The sequence below is a fragment of the Anaeroglomus insulsum genome (assembly GCF_050689095.1).
Classification (GTDB): domain Bacteria; phylum Planctomycetota; class Phycisphaerae; order Sedimentisphaerales; family Anaerohalosphaeraceae; genus Anaeroglomus; species Anaeroglomus insulsum.
Genome location: NZ_JBOGCL010000012.1, coordinates 121,814 through 140,646 on the forward strand (window position 1 = coordinate 121,814; position 18,833 = coordinate 140,646).

The following is an 18,833-nucleotide window of genomic DNA, read 5'->3' on the forward strand; positions in this document are numbered from 1 at the left end:
GCCGGGTCTCGGCAGCTTTATTCTCGATACAAATAGTTCACAATATAATAAGAGGTACCATTATAGAAACTTTAGTTTTATCTTGCAACAGGACTTTGACGACTGTACAGTTTTGCAAACAGATTTTTCATGATGTTTTTACGAGAATGGAAGGTTGTATGAGACATTTTGTCACCGCGATGGTACTGGTTGGTTCGTTGGGAATCCCAATGATTTCTGGAGCTACCCCCCCTGCAAACTGGGATTCTTCCCGCTACATCCTGGTCGATGAAGTCAAGCCGGAGATGGAAGCGTACTGTCTGACTGTCTTTGAAGGTGATAAAGTAGAGAGATTTCCGCTCAAAATTCTCAGCATTGTTAAACAAGCCAATCCGGCCAGAGATATGATTCTGGTGGTTGGTACCGACGAGCGGTTTAAACACGTTGGCTCCGTCCACGGCTGTTCCGGCTCGCCGGTGTATATCGACGGCCGTATGGCCGGAGCTTTGGCCGCAGGCTGGGACGGTTCCATTGACCCCCTCTACTTAGTGACCCCTATCGAATATATGCTGGCGATCGGTGAAGGCAAAGATAAACCCGTAACACAGTCAAATACAACGAGTTATGTTGAATTGTCGGCACCTCTTAATCTGGAGGCCATTGCCCAAAAAGCCATAGCCGACTGGGCACGCACAGCGTCAAAAACCCCCAAAATGCCCCTGGTAACCAACTTATCACCCCAGGCCTGCAGTCAGCTTTCAGAGACCTTTGCCTCTGCCGGCTGGATACCTTTGCAGGCTGGCGATATGGCTCTGACCGGCGATAGCTCCCAGACAAAGCCGGTCTTCGAGCCAGGGGGTGTCCTGATACTACCTTTGTGTTCCGGGGATATTCGTATGTCTGTAACGGGTACGGTAACCGAGGTCGTTGGGGATAAAGTCTATGGATTTGGGCACCCGTTTAACGGGATTGGTGCGGTGGAGCTGCCGATGGCCGCCGGAAAAATCCATACCGTAATTGCCACACGTGACAACTCCTTCAAGTTAGGCTCAGCAGGCCAGGTCGCTGGAACGCTGCGGTATGATCAGGAATGTGGTGTGGTCGGATATGCCGGAACCATTCCCAAACTCATCGATATCACCGTTTCAGTCAAACGGTTTGATGACCCCCAGCAGCGGACCCTCCACTGCCAGGTCGCCAGAGATCGCAGTCTGACACCTCGTATCCTGCGATCGGTGGTTACCGGCGCAGCACTATTTCAGGGAGACCTGCCCCCGGAACATGCCGTCTCATATCGGTGCCATATGCTCCTGGAAAATGGCCGCACCATTGAATTTACAGGCCTGTCTTCGGGGGATTCAGTGGCTGCACCCGCCACAGAACTGATGTCATTGGCTGCGGCGCTGATGAACAATCCTTTCCAGCAGATGCCCCCGGATAAAATCACCCTCGATATCGACATTACCCCCAGGAATCTGGTAGTGTCGCTGTGGGATGCCAGGCTGTCGGATAATGTCGTTAAACCCGGCCAGACAGTGACGATTCAGGTTGCTCTCAAGGGCTTCCGCTCAGAACCGATTCCCTTTACCCTTGAATTACCTGTTCCGCAGGATTGTCCTGATGGCAAATATCAGCTTCAGATTCTCGGCTCAGATGCCTATCAGTCCTTCCTGAATAAAGTCGCTCCGCAGCGGTTCACCGCCGTGGACGCACAGAGTCTTCTGGATGGATTCAACCGCGTGCTCAATATCCCGCAGGATCGTTTGTATGTGTGCCTGCCGATTTCACAGTCAGGCCTTGCCGTACGCAACACGGAATTGCCCAATCTGCCGGCCACCAAAATGATGGTCCTGGCAGATGCCAAACGCATCCAGCCCATAAGCCCTTATACCCATTTTGTCGAAACCAGTATTCAAACCGGCCTGATTGCTTCAGGCTCAGCGGTCATCGAACTCACTGTGGATAAAAATAAATAAGGAATCATCATGTACACGATTAAAAACATTCGTCTCGCAGCCATTGTCGCAATCCTCATTGCTTCCAGTACAGCTTTCGCTGTCACTTCCGTCATCGTCCGCCACAAGACCAGCGAGGATCTGCTAAAAGGCACCACGGATGCGGTGGTGGTGGACTCCGAAGGCCAAATCCGGCTGGCTCCCAAAACCGAAACGCTGGGCTTTGCCGGCCTGCTCGAGGATATCTGGAGCGTCAATACGGTTTTATCCGACAAAGCCGGCACGCTGTATTTCGGCACCAGCCCTGCCGGCAAGATCATTCGTTTCCGCGATGGCAAGGCCGACCTGCTGTATCCCAAACCGGCCAAACCAGATGGCTCGACCGAAACCCCCGATCCTGCTGCGGTTCAGCAAAGCCCGCAGCCCAATGAGCATGTCTATGCCCTGGCGCTGGACGTTGCCGGACGAGTTCTGGCCGGAATCAGCGGCGAAAAAAGCAAACTCATTCGCATCGCAAGCGAAATCGAAACCGTGTTCGACAATGAAAAAGTCCAGTACATCTTTGCCATCGTACTGGATAAGGACAACAACATCTATCTGGCCACCGGACCCAACGGCCAAATCTGGCAGCTCGATCCATTCGCTCAAAATCCCCGGCTGGTCTGTGAATTGAAAGACAAAAATATCTTATCGATGGCCTTCGGTACTGACGGGTCTCTTATTGCAGGTTCCGACACTCGCGGTATCGTGTATCGCATTCAGCCCGCCACAGGTCAATATACGGTCCTGTTCGACAGCGACCAGGAGGAAATTACTGCCCTGCGTGTTGCCGCCGACGGCTTCATTTATGCTGCCGCCACCAGTGCCAATGTCGCCAACCAGCAGCTTCAGGCTGGAGCCTCGCTCAAAAAAGCCCCCGGCAAGCCTGATGTCCCTGCTTCCGGCAGTCCTGCTCCCACCGACGGCGGCCTGAATCTTAAGACCCCCGCCACTGATGAACAGAAAAACCAGCCTGCACAGCCCCCGCAACCGGCCCCGAAGGCCCCCGCTCCCAAGTCGGCGGGCTTTGTCTATAAAATTTCACCGGAAGGCTTTGTGACGGCCATTTTCACCGAGCCGGCAGTCTTTTACACCCTGCTGGATAAAAACGACAAGCTCCTGCTCGGCGTGGGTCCCAAAGCCAGGCTGTTTTCGATTGACCCGGTGTCCGAACAGCGTCTGGTGGTCTATGAAAACAAAACCAGTTCGCAGATTACAGCTGCCGCCGTCGATGGCAGGGATGTGATTCTGGCCCTGGCCAATCCGGCTTCCGTCGTCCGTTTGAGAGAGGCCCTCAATCGCAAAGGCACGTACATCTCCGACCTGATCGACGCCGGCCAGCCCGCCCGCTGGGGTAAGATTCAGCTGGACGCGGACATTCCCGACGGCTGCAAAGTCCTGCTGTCGGTCCGCTCCGGCAATGTCAAAGACCCCAACGATTCGACCTTCTCCGCCTGGTCACAGGAGACCGCCGTGACTGCACCGGTGGATGCGGCCTGTCCGATCGGACGGTTCTGCCAGTATCGTCTGACCTTCCAGTCCAATGATGATGCTGCAACACCGGTCGTTCGTGAAGTGGCCGTCGCTCAGGTTATTCCCAATCTCGCCCCGCGCGTTCAGGCGGTGACCGCACAAAAAGCCGATAAACAAAAACCGTTCGCCCTGCTCATCCAGACCCGTGCCGAAGATGACAACAAAGACCCGCTCGAATATACCATCGAGATGCGCAAACTGGGCCGCAGCAACTGGATTCTGATCAAGGACAAACTGGACCAGCCCAAGTATGAATGGGATACCCGCACCGTGGAAGATGGCCGCTATGAAATCCGCGTAACGGTCTCCGACCGCCTGGGCAACAATGAAGTGTCTGCCCTGACCGCATCACGCGTCTGTGACCCTGTTGTCATCGACAACACGGCCCCGACATTCAAACATGACAATCTGAGTATCGAAGGGACCACGGCCAAGCTGACCCTGTCGGTCGTGGATGAATTGTCCGTCATCGGCAAGGTTCAATACACCATCGACAGCGACACCGCATGGAAGTCCTCCCTGCCCGACGATGGTGTCTATGATACCACCGATGAGCAAATCGCTATAGTTGTGTCCGACCTCAAGAAAGGCAGTCATGTCCTGGCGGTCTGTGCCGCCGATGATTTGGGCAATACCGCCTATAAGACCTGGCAAATCACCATCGATTAATTCCTTGCGTTACGCAAAAACAAAAGCCCGCAGCATAGCGTCTGTGGGCTTTTTTTATTCAAGGCACCAGCTCTGCGAGGTATTTGTGTAAAACCGGTATGCTCAGAAGCTCCTGGGATAAGTGTTAAAATGCTCAGGTGGTACGGGTGACCTGGCCGAACGGAATTTCCGCAAAAACTGGAACATCCGTTTTGAGCATACCCCCATGTCCTCATGCGACCATTTGGGACTCCGCATCAGCGGATTAAAACCCGGCGTCATCTCGGCCGCGATCCAGTCGTTGGGTCGGAAACCCATGGTCCAGTCATGAAATTGCCGGAGGTAAATCGGTTCTAAATGCAGAATAGTTGTGTCTTTAAATCGACAATCTCCGCAAATCTGGTCATACGCCTCTTGAACCTGAGCTTGCGGTCCTTCCAGTACCCCGACAAACGTGTGCTCGTTGTAAAGCAGAATTCCTGTAATCTCCATTGAGCGGTACCGCGGACGAGTGGCCAAAAGCAGATCGAAAAGTTCATCATCAGAAAATGACTTTGCCTCGGAACTGACATACATCAGGCAGAAGAGTTGTTCGGTGGTAAATGGATCCATTTGTACAGACATCGTGACCCCTTTCGTACGGTACAAAATGAATGCTCCAGTCAGTCTCGGCAATCTCTATAGTCCTGCTTGCCGGTTTCAGGCAACACAGCACTGCAGCAATAAATGTGATGCTTGCAGTGTCGTTGTGCCCATTCCGTAGTTCCGGCACCCCATCGATGCTTATGCTCGTGCATTCGGGCCAGATACCACACAGTCTTATATCGTATAGTCCCCTAAATAGGCTTTAGTATTTCTATGGTTTTACGGTGAAATGCCCCCGTAAGAAGAATTAGTAAATATGGACACACTACATCGCATAAATACGCGAATATCTCAATACAAGGCCGGACGACGGTCATCCGGCCTTTGCTGTTACCCCTCAATTACAATGATTTACGCCTCAGCAATAACCCGCCCAATCCCAGCAGCAGCATCGTGGCCGGTTCGGGCACGAAACGAATGTTATCAATCGTTGCGGCATAGCCTGCCGAATCGATAAGCTGAATACTGAACGCGGTTCCATCAAGCCACGTTCCTGTCAGCAGTTTGGTTGCCGTGTTATAAGTATGTGTGCTGCATACTATGGTCACATGCGGATTCCAGACTAATTCTGCCGGCTGGCCCACCCATTTCCAGATCGATTGCGACGTGGTCAGGCGGTCGATACGGCCTCCGCTTAATACGGCAGTACCATCTGTTCCCAAGCCGATTTCATGAACTTCGCCACCATAAAAATTAAGATGGGCAGAAATATCTACCCCTATTCGTCCGATGCCGCCCAAATAATCGGGATTATAGGGTGTGGTACCGTAAATATCTGCCGTACTCCAGTCCGTTAAATCTAATACATGCCCTCCCCCCCCTGTCATTAGAAGAGATTCATGATTGCTTAGAGTGCCTACCGGCAAAAAACCATCCGTAACCACATAGGTATAACCGGCCATTACCGGCAGCGACAGAGCCAACCATGTCAAGAATGCAAACCGTTTCATTGGACTCCTTCCGACAAAATGATGGTGTTTGGGTTTTTAATTCGACGACATTTTTTTGCCCCAACGGATTCGGCAGATTCAGAGAGTCCGGAGCATACGTCAGCCACGCTGCAATGTATCTTGGTATACCACGACCTTCTTCAATCCGTTTGACAAAATAAAAATCCTTCACTTTGTATGTGTTATTTATATTATAAAAAAAGACTTACTTTGTCAAGAGCCATCCATTCTCCTGTTTTATCTGGATTAACATGGGTCTATGAATACAATCATAAAATAGGTATAAATACAAAGCAATTCTTGTTTATCTTGTTAATTTTCAAAAACTATAGAAAATGTTTAGTAAAAATAGTACATTTCCGACATATATAATAAAGCTTGTGAGCTTGCGGGAGAGAAATCCCGTAAGAGGGAGTAAAGGAGTGAAACATTAAAAAGGAGGAATACACCCTGAAACACCATGCAGAAGACATCTCAAATTCGTTTACCGAACTGCTGATGTAGCATTAGTTTCCGTAACTTTTGCTTTTCAGACAGCATCCGAACTGATATCATATTCGCATGTGAGTTGTGGCCTGATCCGTTGATCATTATCGTGGAGGACGTATTATGTTTATTCACAGGGGTTTCAAGTGGATTGCAGTATTTCTTGTGCTGGCAGTTCTGGTTCAGCCGAGCCTGGGACAGATGGAACCCGGCGGCACCCGCTCTCCCGACCCCAAAGTCACCGAAGCCGTCGGCAAAATCCAGCAGATTCTGGAACCGCTGTTGACCAAAATCAATGAATTTAAACCGATTGCCGCCGCCGATATACTGCCCGGCCAGGGATTTCTGGATGAATACAAGCGGTATTTCACTCAGATGGACGACAAGCTCAAAGCCCAGTACTGCATGCTCCAGGCCTGGGTCAGCTACTATCAAAATGATCTCAACACGGCATTTATGAATGCCTCCAGGGCCTGCAAGTTGGACGCTGCCAATAGCGATGCCTGGATTACTCAGGTGACGATGTCCATCCTGGCCGACAAAAAACCCATGTTGCCCAAACAACCCCGCCCCCAGCGTACCCGTCCCGGCAACCCCAATAATCCCAACGCAATGATGGGTATGGAAATGGAAACCCCCGACCCAGGCCAGCAGACCTTGCAGCCGGGCAAACTCAACTTTGACCTGAATGCGTTGCTGATCGATGCAATTGGTCTGAAAATTGAGGGATTGCATCTGACATGTCTGAATGGCACCACGTTTCAATATGAGCCGGGGCAGGAATCGTTGTGCGCCCTCGTCTGGCAGGAACGCGAAAGCAGAACCGTTTCCAATGAACCGAATACTCCAGGGCGGAGACGTCCACAATCTGCACAACCCCAGCCTCAGCCTCAGCCCCAGATGATGGAACCGATGATGATGGAGCCTGGCATGGGCGGAGGATTTGGGGGGATGGATATGTTTGGCGGCGGATTCGGCGGAGACCCCTTTACCGCGGCCAATATGGCGTATTCCCGATTGTTTCAGATGGGTTTGGCTTCAGGGCAGGTGAAATTCGCCGCGATCAATCTGGATGCGGCCGCTCATAAACACAAACTGATCGACGATGTCGTGAAACACCCCTGGCCCTGGGCCGTGGCGATGGCATCCGACCAGCAGCAAAAAATGCCTGTTGAACTGGGCGTTTTGCAGGCTCGCAGGCCGGTGCTGATTATGACCGACAAAGAAGGCACCATTCGCTATGCCGGACCGGCAACCGGGATTATCGCCCCGATGCTGATGGGAAAAGTCACCTCCACTGGATTCAGCACTTTTACCGCGATCGAAGGCCAGCCGGCACTGCCTGCGATTGCAGTGGACCCCAATGTATTGAACAAATCAACGCTGACCGACAGCAATTCGCTGCCCAACGCAAAACCGACCGTGAAGCCCGCACCAACCACCGCCCCGACCACGCCGACAGTGGCTCAGCAAACCCAAGCGCAATACAGGGAATTGTCGGAAGAAGAGGATATTCAAGCAGAAAAACTACTGAATACAACGCGTGATCTGTTTATGAGAGCAGCACAAAGGCGTGTAACCAGTTATCAGAATTGTGTCAAAAATTGCAGAGAGATTATAAAACAATATCCCGGCACCAAATACGCCGAAGAGGCACGGCAGCTCTTGCGGCAAATCCCGGAAAATCAGCGTTCCAGATACAATATTACGGATGAGGAATTGGGTTTATAAATTCCCAAAGCCGGGACCAGACACGTCATATGCATTGCCGGACGGTGATCTGAGCGTATCCGGGATTTTGCATCAAATCTCCGGGTTCGTTGTGAAAGACTCCTTCCTGATGGGTATTTCGTGACACAGGCCCCTTTTTTGTTTTGCCAGTGCGTGCGGTTGCCGCAGGCTGTTTTGGAAAGCCTGGGAAAAGCCGGATTGGCGGTATGAGAGAATCGTGTTTATCGACCAGTGAGGAATTCTAATGAGGAAGTTCGCAGTATTTTGTTTTGTGGCAGGTTGTGTTACCGTACCTGTTTGGTCCTGGGCGGAAACGTTTGTGTATCCGAAAGCTCAGGGGGACCCGACAGATATTTCGTTTTATGAGGGGCCGGCGGATTCCAGGACGCTGGACAATATCGAAACCGGTGCGATTGACAAAGTGATTGTGTGCATCGGGGACGGGATGGGCTTTAATGAAGTAAGTCTGGCACGGCAGGCGGGGGTGGGGTTGAAAAAGAAACTCTGGATGGAGCGACTGCCCATTACAGGGATTGTTCGGACATTTTCAGGCAATAACGCTGTGACCGATTCTGCGGCGGCAGGGACAGCACTGGCCTGCGGCATCAAGACCAGTAACGGGACGATCGGGATGAATAAGGACGGTGTTGCTTACCACAGTATTTTGGAGGCCCTGGCTCTGAAGGGGTGGAGGACGGGGCTGGTGGCAACCTCGACGATCAGCCATGCGACGCCGGCATCCTTCGGGTCGCATGTGGCTTCGCGCGGCAGTGAAGCTGACATTGCGTTGCAATTGCTGGAAAACCGCATCGGGGTGATGTTTGGCGGCGGGCGGAAATACTGGCTGCCGGACGGCCTCAACGGCGGCGTGCGTAAAGACAAGCAGAATCTGGTTGAGCGGGCCAGAGCGTATGGTTACGAGGTGGCTTATTCGAAGGAACAGATGGACCAAGTGGCCGAGGGGCCGGTGCTGGGATTATTTGCCGATGACGGATTAAAGACGCTCAAGCCGGAGCCGATGCTGTCGGAGATGGCGGCCAAGGCGATTTCGCTGTTGAACCAGCCCGGCAGGGAATGGTTTGTTCCAAAGCCGAAATTTTTTATGATGGTCGAAGGCAGCCAGATTGACTGGGCCGGACACGATAACGATACCGACAACAGTATTCGTCAGACCCTGCTGTTTGATATGGCAGTCAAAGAGGTCATTGAATTTGCGATCCGGGATCAACATACGCTGGTCATCGTTACCGCCGACCATGAGACCGGCGGTCTGCGGCTGCGGGCCAGCAGTACGCAGTCGACACGATTGAAGGCGGCCTGGCACACCAAGGACCACAGCGGGGCGGATGTGCCGCTGTATGCTTTTGGTCCGGGGTCAAGGGTGTTTGCCGGGGTGCAGGACAACACGGAGATTCCGCAGAAGATTGCGGCCCTGACGGGGGTGAAGGAGTTCCCGGCGGTCAAGGCGACGGCTGAGGCGGTTGTGCAGAAGAATTAACGGGGGTTGATTTCAGCGGTCTATACGCATTTTGTTCATGGCCAGAGGGACGTGCGTCTACTCAAACCGTATATCCGACAAGACCAGCTGCAGTGACGTGTTGCCGTTATAGGTGTTGTATTGCGGCTCGAAGGCCACGTCAAAGGTGTCGGCCTCGAGGACTTTCTTTTCCAGATGTCCCATATCAAATCCGATGCAGCGGACGGATGCGGTGCCGTCGGAGATGGCGACCTGCAGGTGTTCGCTTTTGGCCCCCACCCGTCGGGGCGGAGCGATGCGTTTGACCCCGCAGGCGGCAAAGACCGGGCGGGGATTGCCCTGTCCGAACGGTTCGAGCATCTGCAGCTCCCGCATGACCCGTTCGGTAAAATCGCGTAACGGCGTCTGGGCCTCGATATGCAGTATGCTTTCGGTCAGCCCCTCGGCCATGCGGTTTCGGGCGTAATTCTCAAAGGCGATTGCAAAATCCGGAATTCGTGCTGTTTCGATCCGCAGTCCCGCGGCCATCTCGTGTCCGCCGAAGCTGATCAGATATTCCGAACACGCACACAGTCCTTCGTAGAGGTTGAATCCCGCAATCGACCGTGCCGAGCCGTGGCCCTTGCCGTTTTGAATATTGATCATCACGGTGGGCCGGTAGAATTCATCGATAATCCGCGAGGCGACGATGCCGATGACCCCGCTGTGCCAGCCGGCGTCGGACAGCACAATCGTCTTGCGGTCGGGGTGGTGCAGGTTGTCGGCGACGATGCGCTGCTTGGCCTGCTGAAAGATATCCCGCTGGCATTTCTGCCGCTGGCGGTTCTGGTCCTTGAGGTATTGTGCAATCTGGTAAGCCTGCAAAGGGTTGTCTGTGGTCAACAGCTCCACTGCCAGCCGCGCATGGCCCATGCGTCCGGCGGCATTGAGCGTTGGGGCCAGCTTGAAGGCCACATCATAGCTGCTGGCCCCGGCCGCCTCCAGGGAGGCCGATTCGATCAGGGCCTTGATGCCGTGCAGCCTGGATTCTCCCAAGGCCCGCAAGCCAAAGCCGGCAATAATCCGGTTTTCTCCCCGCAGGTCCACCACATCGGCGATGGTTCCCATGCCCGCCAGGGTCGTGGCGCTGAGCAGGTAATCCCGCAGCGGCTGACTGATTGGCCCATTGGCTCGGAACTGGTTGGAAATTGCCCAGGCCAGCTTGAAGGCCACCAGTGCGCCTGAGGCATTCTGATTGCCATAGGAGCTGTCGAGGTTGGGGTGAACCACCGCGCAGGCCTTCGGCAGGCTGTCGGCAATTTTGTGGTGGTCGGTTACAATTACATCCATCCCCAGCGACCCGGCCAGCTCGATTTCCGCAAACGCGGTGATGCCGCAATCCACGGTAATCAGCAGGCGCACACCCGCCTCGGCCAGTTGGGTAATCGCTTCGCTGTTGAGGCCGTAGCCTTCATCGATGCGGTGCGGGATATAATATTGCACCTGGGCATTGAGCATCTTGAGCAGGTGCCACAGGATGGCGACGCTGGTGATGCCATCCACATCATAGTCGCCATAGATGGCGATCTTTTCGCCCTGACTGACGGCCTGATGGATGCGGCGGGCGGCCTGTTCGATGCCCGGCATGCGGGCCGGGTCGATCAGGTCGGTCAATTTGGGGGACAGAAACGCCCGCGCCGCCGATTCGGTCTCGATCTGACGATTGATCAACAGTTGCCCCAGAATCGGCGAGATGTTGAGCTTTTCAGCCAGAACTCTGGCTTTCGGGCTGGCCGGCCGAACCGACCAAACCTTCTTTTGCATCCGTGCAGGCAGTTTCATTGTGTTACTTTATCGTAATCCCACTTTTACATGTTCATTTTATCGCGGCCAAAAGATTCAGCTTCCAGCCGCCAGCTCCCAGCATCATCGCGGCTATGTAGAATAACGTTACTCCGTAGATAGCTCGCGGTATAAACCGGCCTGTCATGTTGACCCCGGAGGGGTCGGATAAAATAGCCGGGGGTGGCAACCCCCGGAAACAGGCCTCTCTTGTGATCAAGCCCCGGCGGGGCGACACAAAAGCAATACAGCCGCCGATTCACATTGCTGCATCCGATAAAGTATATCTTCACACTCGCGGCAGGTCAAACCTTCCTTGAAAAAAGTGAACTTACGAAAACGGGCGATTATTGCTGGGAAAAGACTTTATCTATGTCATCCATCAGGGTTTCCGGCTCCGGGGCGGTGCCTTGTTTCCATTCCTTGATTAATTGGCCGTCCAGCAGAGCGATGACATAGGGGCTGGTGATGGCCCAAATCTCATCCTTTTTCTCTTTTTCTTTGAGCTTGCCTTTGAGACAGGGGGTGTCGGCGGGGATGGGGCCTTTGTCGCTGTATGGAGGGATGGCGACATACGCCAGGGTCATGCTTTCGTCGCCGAGTTCTTTCATTTTGCGATAATACTGGTCGTATTTGGGGACCATCGTCGCACAGGTCGGGCAGTCGTGATGATACATCAGGACTACGACAATGCCCTGCTTGAGCTGGTCGGCAATGTCGATATAGTCCAGCCAGGCCGACAGCTTGACTTCCTGGGCCGGCGGGGTGTTCGCATCCTGCGTTACAGGCTCCACAGGCGTGGTATTTGGGTCGGGTTGGGGGACAGGTATCACAACCTCAACAGGATTATTCGGCTCTGTTTTGGCAGGTGTTGTTTGGGGGGCATTTTCGGGCCCAGTTACCTGCGTTTGAGCCAACTGGCTTTCGACCTCTTTGCGGATGGTTTCGGTCAGTTTCTTGATGTATTCAGGGTCATCGGCGTGCGGCCGGCTGCAGGGGATCGGCTGTTTGATAATGATTGGGGGTCTTGGCGTATCGATTTTATCCGGGGTGATCTGGGTGGGTTTGAAGGCCACCATGGCCGGGGCGGCGAAAATCAGCGTCGCAAAAATCGGGACAGCAAAGACGATGGCATGATACACATTGGGCCAGGGGGGGGGCAGGAGTTTGTACTCTTTGCCCGGCCGCCAGAGGGCCAGCAGAAGGAAGAACGGAATGTCGATGAAGCTTAGCGTAATCCAGGGTTTGACATGGACCTGGCCGAAGCAGCCGCAGGATTCGGCACCGATATACATTTTGTAAGCTGTTACGCCGATGAATCCCAGAAAGGCCAGGGTGCCGACCAGCCAGGCGGCTTTGCGAAACAGACCGCTGACTAACCAGATGCCCAGGCTTAGTTCCAGAGGGATTTGCACCAGAAAGAATTCATAGGATTCCCAGAGGCCTTTTTCTTTCCAGCCGGGGATGGGCAGGTTGAGCATTTCCTGGATTTTCAGAATGGATGCGCCAATCAACATCAGCCCAGCCAGTGTCATCACGACCTTATTCATCATTTTCATGTTATAAAGGCCTTAATTATGGGGATTATGGAGCATTTATTTAGGTATTTAATACGCCCACACTATACCAGATGTTCGACATTTCACAATAGTTACTTGACGGCTTTGGTGGGAGAGCGGTTGATTTTCAGCATAGAAATAAGAAGGCCGACCAGCTGCATCACTGGTCGGCCTGGATAGCATTAGCGGTTTTTTTGAGAGCGAATTGGCTTGAGATTATCAAAAAAGGCAACTCCAGGGAGTTGCCTTTTTGGTTTGTGAGTCCGGTTGTTGTGGCTTAGACAAATGATTCCCTGACCGGAAACTGTTTGCATAGGGCATCGACTTCGGCGGCGACTTTGTTGAGTACGGTTTCGTTGTCGATATTTTCGGCCACGGTTTTAATCCAGCTGGCGATCAGTTCCATTTGAGGCTCTTTCATACCGCGGGTTGTGGTGGCAGGGGTTCCCAGACGCAGACCGCTGGGATTAAAGGGCGGAGCTGTATCGCCCGGTACGGAATTGTAGTTGCATTCCAGATGTGCCCGGTCCAGGGCCTTAGCGAGGGGTTTGCCTGCGAGGTTTTTATTGCGTAAGTCGATTAGAATCAGATGGTTATCGGTTCCTCCGCTGACTAAGTTAAAACCGTATTCCATCAGTTTTTCGGCCAGTTTTTTGGCGTTGGCCACGATTTGAGCGGCGTAGGCCTTGAACGCCGGAGTCAACGCCTCGCCCAGGCAGACGGCCAGGGCTGAAATGGTATGCATATGCGGGCCGCCCTGGAGACCGGGGAAAACGGCCTTGTTGACGGCGGCGGCGTGCTGTTCCTTAAAGAGAATCATCCCGCCGCGCGGACCGCGAAGGGATTTATGTGTGGTGGTCGTAACCACGTCCGCAAACGGCATCGGGCTGGGATGAGCCCCGCCGGCCACCAGCCCTGCGATATGGGCGATGTCGGAGACGTGGAAGGCTCCGACGGATTTGGCGATGTCGTTAAAGGCCTTGAAGTCAATGGTTCGCGGATAGGCACTGGAGCCGGAGATAATGATTTTGGGCTTGTGCTGTTTGGCCAGGTCGGCAATCTTATTATAATCCAGCCGGCCGGTGGCAGGGTCCAGTTCGTACTGGACGGAATTGAAGAATTTGCCGGTATAGCTGACCTTCCAGCCGTGGGTCAGGTGCCCCCCATGAGGCAACGACAGGCCCATAATCGTGTCGCCGGGGGCGGCCAGGGCACAATAGGCCGCCATATTGGCAAAGGAGCCTGAATGGGGCTGCACATTGGCTCCCTCGGCTCCAAAGAGCTGTTTGGCCCGTTGAATCGCCAGCGTTTCCACCTGGTCAGTGAACTGCTGGCCTTCATAATAACGTTTGCCGGGGTAGCCTTCGGCATATTTATTGGTAAAGCAGGAACCGGTGGCGTCCATGACCGCCTGCGAGACATAATTTTCTGACGGAATCAGCCGAATACAGTTTTCCTGTCGCTGTTTTTCGCCGATAATCAGCTTATAGACCGTGGGGTCTGTTTTTGCGATTGCCGATAACATGTAGGTTTTCCTTTCTATAATGATTAAAAGGGCGTTATATCATATCAGGCCCCAATCAACAAGTATTTATTGTTGACAAAACCGAGTTTGAGCCGATAAGATATTAGCGTTAACATTCATATAGGAAAGAGGTTACGCATCGAACACTATGATGACACATTAGATGCGGGTCTGGAAAAGGCCCGAGCATTTTTTGCCCGTGCTGAAGAAGTGGCGTCCACCGATAACTTCGATTATGCCATCGACTTATATATGGAAGGCTTGAAGTTGTCGCCGGATGCCCTGGAAGATGGGCACGCCCGGCTCCGGAAACTGGCTTTGGTTCGTCAGGGCAAAGGCGGCAAGAAACCGTCGATGATGGATTTAATCAAGCGGGTTGGGGGCAAAACGCCCACCGACCAGCTTTTGAATGCCGAATATCTCCTGGCCAAGGACCCCGATAACATCGGGTATGCGGAAAAGATGCTGACCGCGGCGGTCGAAGGCGGATTTACCCGGACTGCCGAATGGATTGCCCAGCTGATTTTTGATGCCAATCGGGCTAGTGCGAAGCCCTCATTTAAGACCTACATTCTCCTGAAAGACAGTTATAAAAAACTGGGGCGTTTTACCGAGGCGGTCAATGCCTGTCAGGCAGCGATTGGGTTAAAGCCCGAGGACGATGCTCTGAAGGATGAATTGCGGGATTTATCGGCCAGCATGACGATGGAAAAGGGCAAATACGGCAAGGCAACCACGTTTCGCGAGTCTATTAACGACCGAGAACATCAGGAACAATTGCAGTCCCAGGAAACGGTTGTCAAAAGTGAAAATGCCAAACATCGGATAGCCATCGAAGCACGTCGCCAATATCAGCAGGCCCCCACATCGACCACCAACATCCTGCAATTGGCGGAGGCTCTGGTGGATTTGGAAACCAAGCCGGCGATGGCGGAAGCGGAACATCTGCTCAAAGAGGCGTACGAAAAGACCAAAGATTTCATTTTCCGCAAGAAATTAATGGAACTTGAAATGAAGGCCCTCCGCACCCTGATCCGCAAGGTTCAGGATGGAACGATTGCGCTGCCCAATGAGAATCCGCAGGATCAGCTTGCCCAGTTGAACCGTCAATTGGAACACAAAGAACATGTTTATTACCAGCAGTGCGTGGACAATTACCCGACAGACCTGCGGTTCAAGTATGAATATGGTCGCTGTCTGCTGAAGGCGCAGCAATTTGACAAGGCCATTCCCCTGCTGCAGGAGGCGCGTAATGACCCGCGTTTGCGTGTGGCGGCGATGGATAAAATGGGCATTTGCTTTTTGTTGAAGGGCTGGCACGACGATGCGATCGATATTTTTTCGCAGGCGTTAAAAGAATGCAGTGTTCCTGACAGTCCTATTGGTAAAGACATAAGATACAATATGGCAAGGGCTTACGAAGCAGCTAACAAGACAGAAATGGCTCTGGAGCTTTACCGCAAGCTGGCTCAGACGGACTTTTCTTACAAAGATGTTAGCCAACGTATTGACAAATTGCGGTCTTCGGCGCATAATAGCTGATTCTGAAGACTATAATCGACATAGTTTATCGAGAAGGCTCAACCTCTCAGTGTAAGAGATTGTATAACGGTCAGTGAACAGGAGAAGAACGTGGCTCATTCGTTATCAGCCAAAAAACGTGTTCGTCAGAACGCCAAACATCGCGCGATTAACCGTGCTCGCAAGAGCATGATAAAGACGTTTACCAAGCGTTTTCTGACGGCAATTGATGATGGCAATCTTGATAAGGCTCAGCAGGAATATAAGCTGCTGACCAAGAAGCTGGACCAGATTGCCAGCACCAGTACCATGCATAAGAATACGGCGTCGCGGATCAAATCCCGCATGGCCCAACGGCTCAACAGCCTCAAGACCAGGGCAAGCGGGACCACGTCTGCCGCATAGGAAGGATTTTTGCGCAACGGATAAAGGCGTCCTGGTCGATATCCATTTCGGCCGGACGCCTTTTATATTGGCGTTACCGTGAAGATGAGTACCCACGCTGTCCGACCGGTGTTGCCTCGTTTGGCCCGGGTTGTGGCAGCCTAATATCAACCAGAAGCGGTCTTTTTGGAATTAATCAAACGACAAATCCTGCGAGTTCTGTCCCGGCGGGACTATAAGCCGATCAGCCCGGCCCGGCTGGCCGATGCGATGGGGTATGGGCCGTCGGACTATTCGCTGTTTCAAACGGCCTTAAACGAGCTGCGGCTGCAGGGCCAATTGATTATTGACGCCCAGCGGAATGTCAGCCTGCCGGCGATGAGCAACAAAATCATTGGTACCTTCCGTGCGAATGAGCGGGGATTCGGATTTATCGTGCCCCTTGAACCCAATGCTCACGGCGATTTATTTGTGCCGCCGGATGAAACGGCCGGGGCGATGAATGGCGATACTGTCGCGGCGAAAGTGGTCAAGCGCAATTTCCGCGGCCAGAGTCGTTATGCCGGGATTATCACCGAAATTATTGAACGCGGCAACACGCGTTTTGTGGGTCTGCTGTGCAAAGCCAACGGCGGCGGCTGGTATGTGACTCCCGAAGGCAAGGGGTTTTATCCGCCTGTTCTCGTCCAGGATGTTGAGGCCAGCCAGGCCCGCGAAAACGACAAGGTCATTGTCGAAATCGTCAGTTATCCCCGTCGCAACGATATGTATGCCCAGGGTGCCATCGTGCAGGTGCTTGGGCGGGCGGGACATTATGATACCGAAATCAATGCCATCATCGCTCAGTACGGCCTGCCTTATGAATTTCCCGAGGAATGCCGTCAGCAGGCCCATCGAGCTGCCCAGGACTACAATCCCGACACGGTTTCCGGCCGGGATGACATTACCGGTGAGGTGGTGATTACCATTGACCCTCCGGATGCGAAGGATTTTGACGACGCCATCAGTCTTCGCAAAGACAGCGAAGGCAACTGGGTGCTGGGGGTGCACATTGCGGATGTGTCCGCCTTTATCCCGCGTCAGTCTCCGCTGGACCAGGAAGCCCGCCTGCGTGGCAACAGCGTCTATCTGCCGGGTCGGGTGATCCCCATGCTGCCGGAAGTGCTGAGCAACGGGATTTGCAGCCTGCAGCCCGGGCAGAAACGTCTGGCCAAAAGTGTGTATATCCATTACGACCCGCAGGGAAAAATCCTGGGGACGGAATTTGCCAACAGCATTATCTGTTCGCGGGCCCGGTTGACCTACGATCAGGCCGACCGTATTCTCAAAGGCCGGGCTGAGGGCTTTCCCGGTGAAGTGACCGCCCTGCTGAAGGATATGGAAATCCTCGCCCGTGCGATCGAAGCCCGCCGCGACAAAAACGGCATGATTCATCTGGATCTGCCGGAAACGGAGCTGGTCTTTGACAAGGCCGGACGGGTGATCGATGCCCATCCCGCCGATACCAGCTATCCCCACACGATTATCGAAATGTTCATGGTGGAGGCCAATGTCGCAGTCGCCTCGGCCCTGGACCGGTTTGGCATCCCCTTCATGCGGCGGATTCATCCGGACCCCGATGCGGTCAGTACCAAAAACATCAGCCGGTTTGTCAAGCTGTGCGGCATTCGGGTTCCGCGGCATCTGGATCGCAGTGCGATTCAGGACCTGCTGGCCTCTGTCAAGAACACGCCGTTGTCGTACGCGGTGAATATGTATGTTCTGCGCAGTATGCAGCGGGCGGAGTATTCGCCGCTGAACATCGGTCACTACGCCCTGGCCGACCGGCATTATTGTCATTTCACCAGCCCCATCCGCCGCTATGCGGATTTAATGATTCATCGCCTGCTGGATCTGTATATTCAAGGGCAATTGGCCAAAATTGGTCTTGAAGACGTGCTGAGCGAAGCTGAGCTGCTGGAGATCGGCAGGCACATTTCGTACACGGAAGTCCAGGCAGCCGATGCGGAACAGGAACTGAAAAAGGTATTGATTCTTCAGATGCTCAGTGGGAAAATCGGGGACGAAATGGACTGTGTCGTTTCGGGGCTGACGAATTTTGGCGTCTTTGTCCAGTGCATCAAATTTGGCATCGAAGGACTGATCGAGCCGGGTGATCTGGGCCTTGATGAGTGGCGCTATAACGAAAAGGCTCAGGCTGTTATCGGACGGCATTCCGGCAAAAGCATTCATCTGGGCCAGCCTATCCGCGTGCGTATTGTGACCGTCAATGTTGCCGGTCGTCAGCTTTTTGTTGCCCCCGCCGAACCGCTGATTGAAGACCCGCGGGGACGCCGATTCCGTCCGGAAAAATTCCTCAAAAAACAAACCAAAAAGCGGCGGTAAGTCTCGCTTCACATCCTGCTGCGATTTGTGTTATCGTCAAGCCGCAGCGATTATCGGACATACATCCAATCCCTCTGCCTGCCTGGCCCGTTGCTGCGGCACGGGATTGGCAAAAATGAGGGTTTCGCTGCACAAACGGCGCTGTCCGGATTAATCATCGCCCTGAAATTGCCGAAACAACGTTGTCTGGATGTC

General features: G+C 53.4%; 12 protein-coding genes. 7 read left to right on the forward strand and 5 right to left on the reverse strand.

Annotated features, from left to right (window positions below; translation table 11 throughout):
* The first annotated feature begins 158 nt into the window (after positions 1–158).
* Together ACQ9LF_RS11550 and ACQ9LF_RS11555 are read left to right on the forward strand one after the other, a co-directional pair.
* Complete coding sequence (locus ACQ9LF_RS11550) at positions 159–1,955, forward strand: SpoIVB peptidase S55 domain-containing protein (protein WP_462489563.1); 1,797 nt, start codon at positions 159–161, stop codon at positions 1,953–1,955.
* Positions 1,956–1,964: 9 nt separating this feature from the next.
* Positions 1,965–4,175: a hypothetical protein gene (locus ACQ9LF_RS11555; protein ID WP_462489564.1), complete on the forward strand. Its 2,211-nt coding sequence runs from the start codon at positions 1,965–1,967 to the stop codon at positions 4,173–4,175.
* Positions 4,176–4,277: 102 nt separating this feature from the next.
* Here ACQ9LF_RS11555 and ACQ9LF_RS11560 read toward each other — a convergent pair whose 3' ends face one another.
* Both ACQ9LF_RS11560 and ACQ9LF_RS11565 read right to left on the reverse strand, forming a co-directional pair.
* Positions 4,278–4,778 carry a BLUF domain-containing protein gene (locus tag ACQ9LF_RS11560; protein ID WP_462489565.1) on the reverse strand — a complete coding sequence of 167 codons (501 nt, stop codon included), beginning with the start codon at positions 4,776–4,778 and terminating at the stop codon, positions 4,278–4,280.
* Between the two features lie 362 nt (positions 4,779–5,140).
* The gene (locus ACQ9LF_RS11565; protein WP_462489566.1) at positions 5,141–5,749 is read right to left on the reverse strand and encodes a PEP-CTERM sorting domain-containing protein; all 609 of its coding nucleotides are present in this window, start codon (positions 5,747–5,749) and stop codon (positions 5,141–5,143) included.
* 609 nt (positions 5,750–6,358) lie between these two features.
* Between ACQ9LF_RS11565 and ACQ9LF_RS11570 the strand changes: the two genes are divergently transcribed.
* Together ACQ9LF_RS11570 and ACQ9LF_RS11575 are read left to right on the forward strand one after the other, a co-directional pair.
* Entirely contained in the window at positions 6,359–7,966 is a 1,608-nt protein-coding gene (locus ACQ9LF_RS11570; RefSeq protein ID WP_462489567.1) for a hypothetical protein, read from the forward strand.
* Between the two features lie 319 nt (positions 7,967–8,285).
* The gene (locus ACQ9LF_RS11575; protein WP_462489568.1) at positions 8,286–9,464 is read left to right on the forward strand and encodes an alkaline phosphatase; all 1,179 of its coding nucleotides are present in this window, start codon (positions 8,286–8,288) and stop codon (positions 9,462–9,464) included.
* A 57-nt stretch (positions 9,465–9,521) separates the two neighbouring features.
* Here ACQ9LF_RS11575 and recJ read toward each other — a convergent pair whose 3' ends face one another.
* The 3 genes from recJ to ACQ9LF_RS11590 all read right to left on the reverse strand — a co-directional run bounded on the left by recJ (position 9,522) and on the right by ACQ9LF_RS11590 (position 14,348).
* Positions 9,522–11,264, reverse strand: coding sequence for a single-stranded-DNA-specific exonuclease RecJ (recJ, locus tag ACQ9LF_RS11580; RefSeq protein ID WP_462489569.1), 1,743 nt, complete (start codon positions 11,262–11,264; stop codon positions 9,522–9,524).
* Positions 11,265–11,611: 347 nt separating this feature from the next.
* Complete coding sequence (locus ACQ9LF_RS11585) at positions 11,612–12,823, reverse strand: MauE/DoxX family redox-associated membrane protein (protein WP_462489570.1); 1,212 nt, start codon at positions 12,821–12,823, stop codon at positions 11,612–11,614.
* A 277-nt stretch (positions 12,824–13,100) separates the two neighbouring features.
* A complete protein-coding gene (locus ACQ9LF_RS11590; RefSeq protein WP_462489571.1) occupies positions 13,101–14,348 on the reverse strand; it encodes a serine hydroxymethyltransferase in 1,248 nt (415 codons plus the stop codon).
* Positions 14,349–14,558: 210 nt separating this feature from the next.
* Here ACQ9LF_RS11590 and ACQ9LF_RS11595 point away from each other — a divergent pair, with 210 nt between their 5' ends.
* The 3 genes from ACQ9LF_RS11595 to rnr all read left to right on the forward strand — a co-directional run bounded on the left by ACQ9LF_RS11595 (position 14,559) and on the right by rnr (position 18,638).
* Positions 14,559–15,890: a tetratricopeptide repeat protein gene (locus tag ACQ9LF_RS11595; RefSeq protein WP_462489572.1), complete on the forward strand. Its 1,332-nt coding sequence runs from the start codon at positions 14,559–14,561 to the stop codon at positions 15,888–15,890.
* Positions 15,891–15,980: 90 nt separating this feature from the next.
* Complete coding sequence (gene rpsT, locus ACQ9LF_RS11600) at positions 15,981–16,274, forward strand: 30S ribosomal protein S20 (RefSeq protein ID WP_462489573.1); 294 nt, start codon at positions 15,981–15,983, stop codon at positions 16,272–16,274.
* 165 nt (positions 16,275–16,439) lie between these two features.
* Positions 16,440–18,638, forward strand: a complete 2,199-nt coding sequence (gene rnr / locus ACQ9LF_RS11605) for a ribonuclease R (protein ID WP_462489574.1) — start codon at positions 16,440–16,442, stop codon at positions 18,636–18,638.
* Positions 18,639–18,833: the final 195 nt, after the last annotated feature.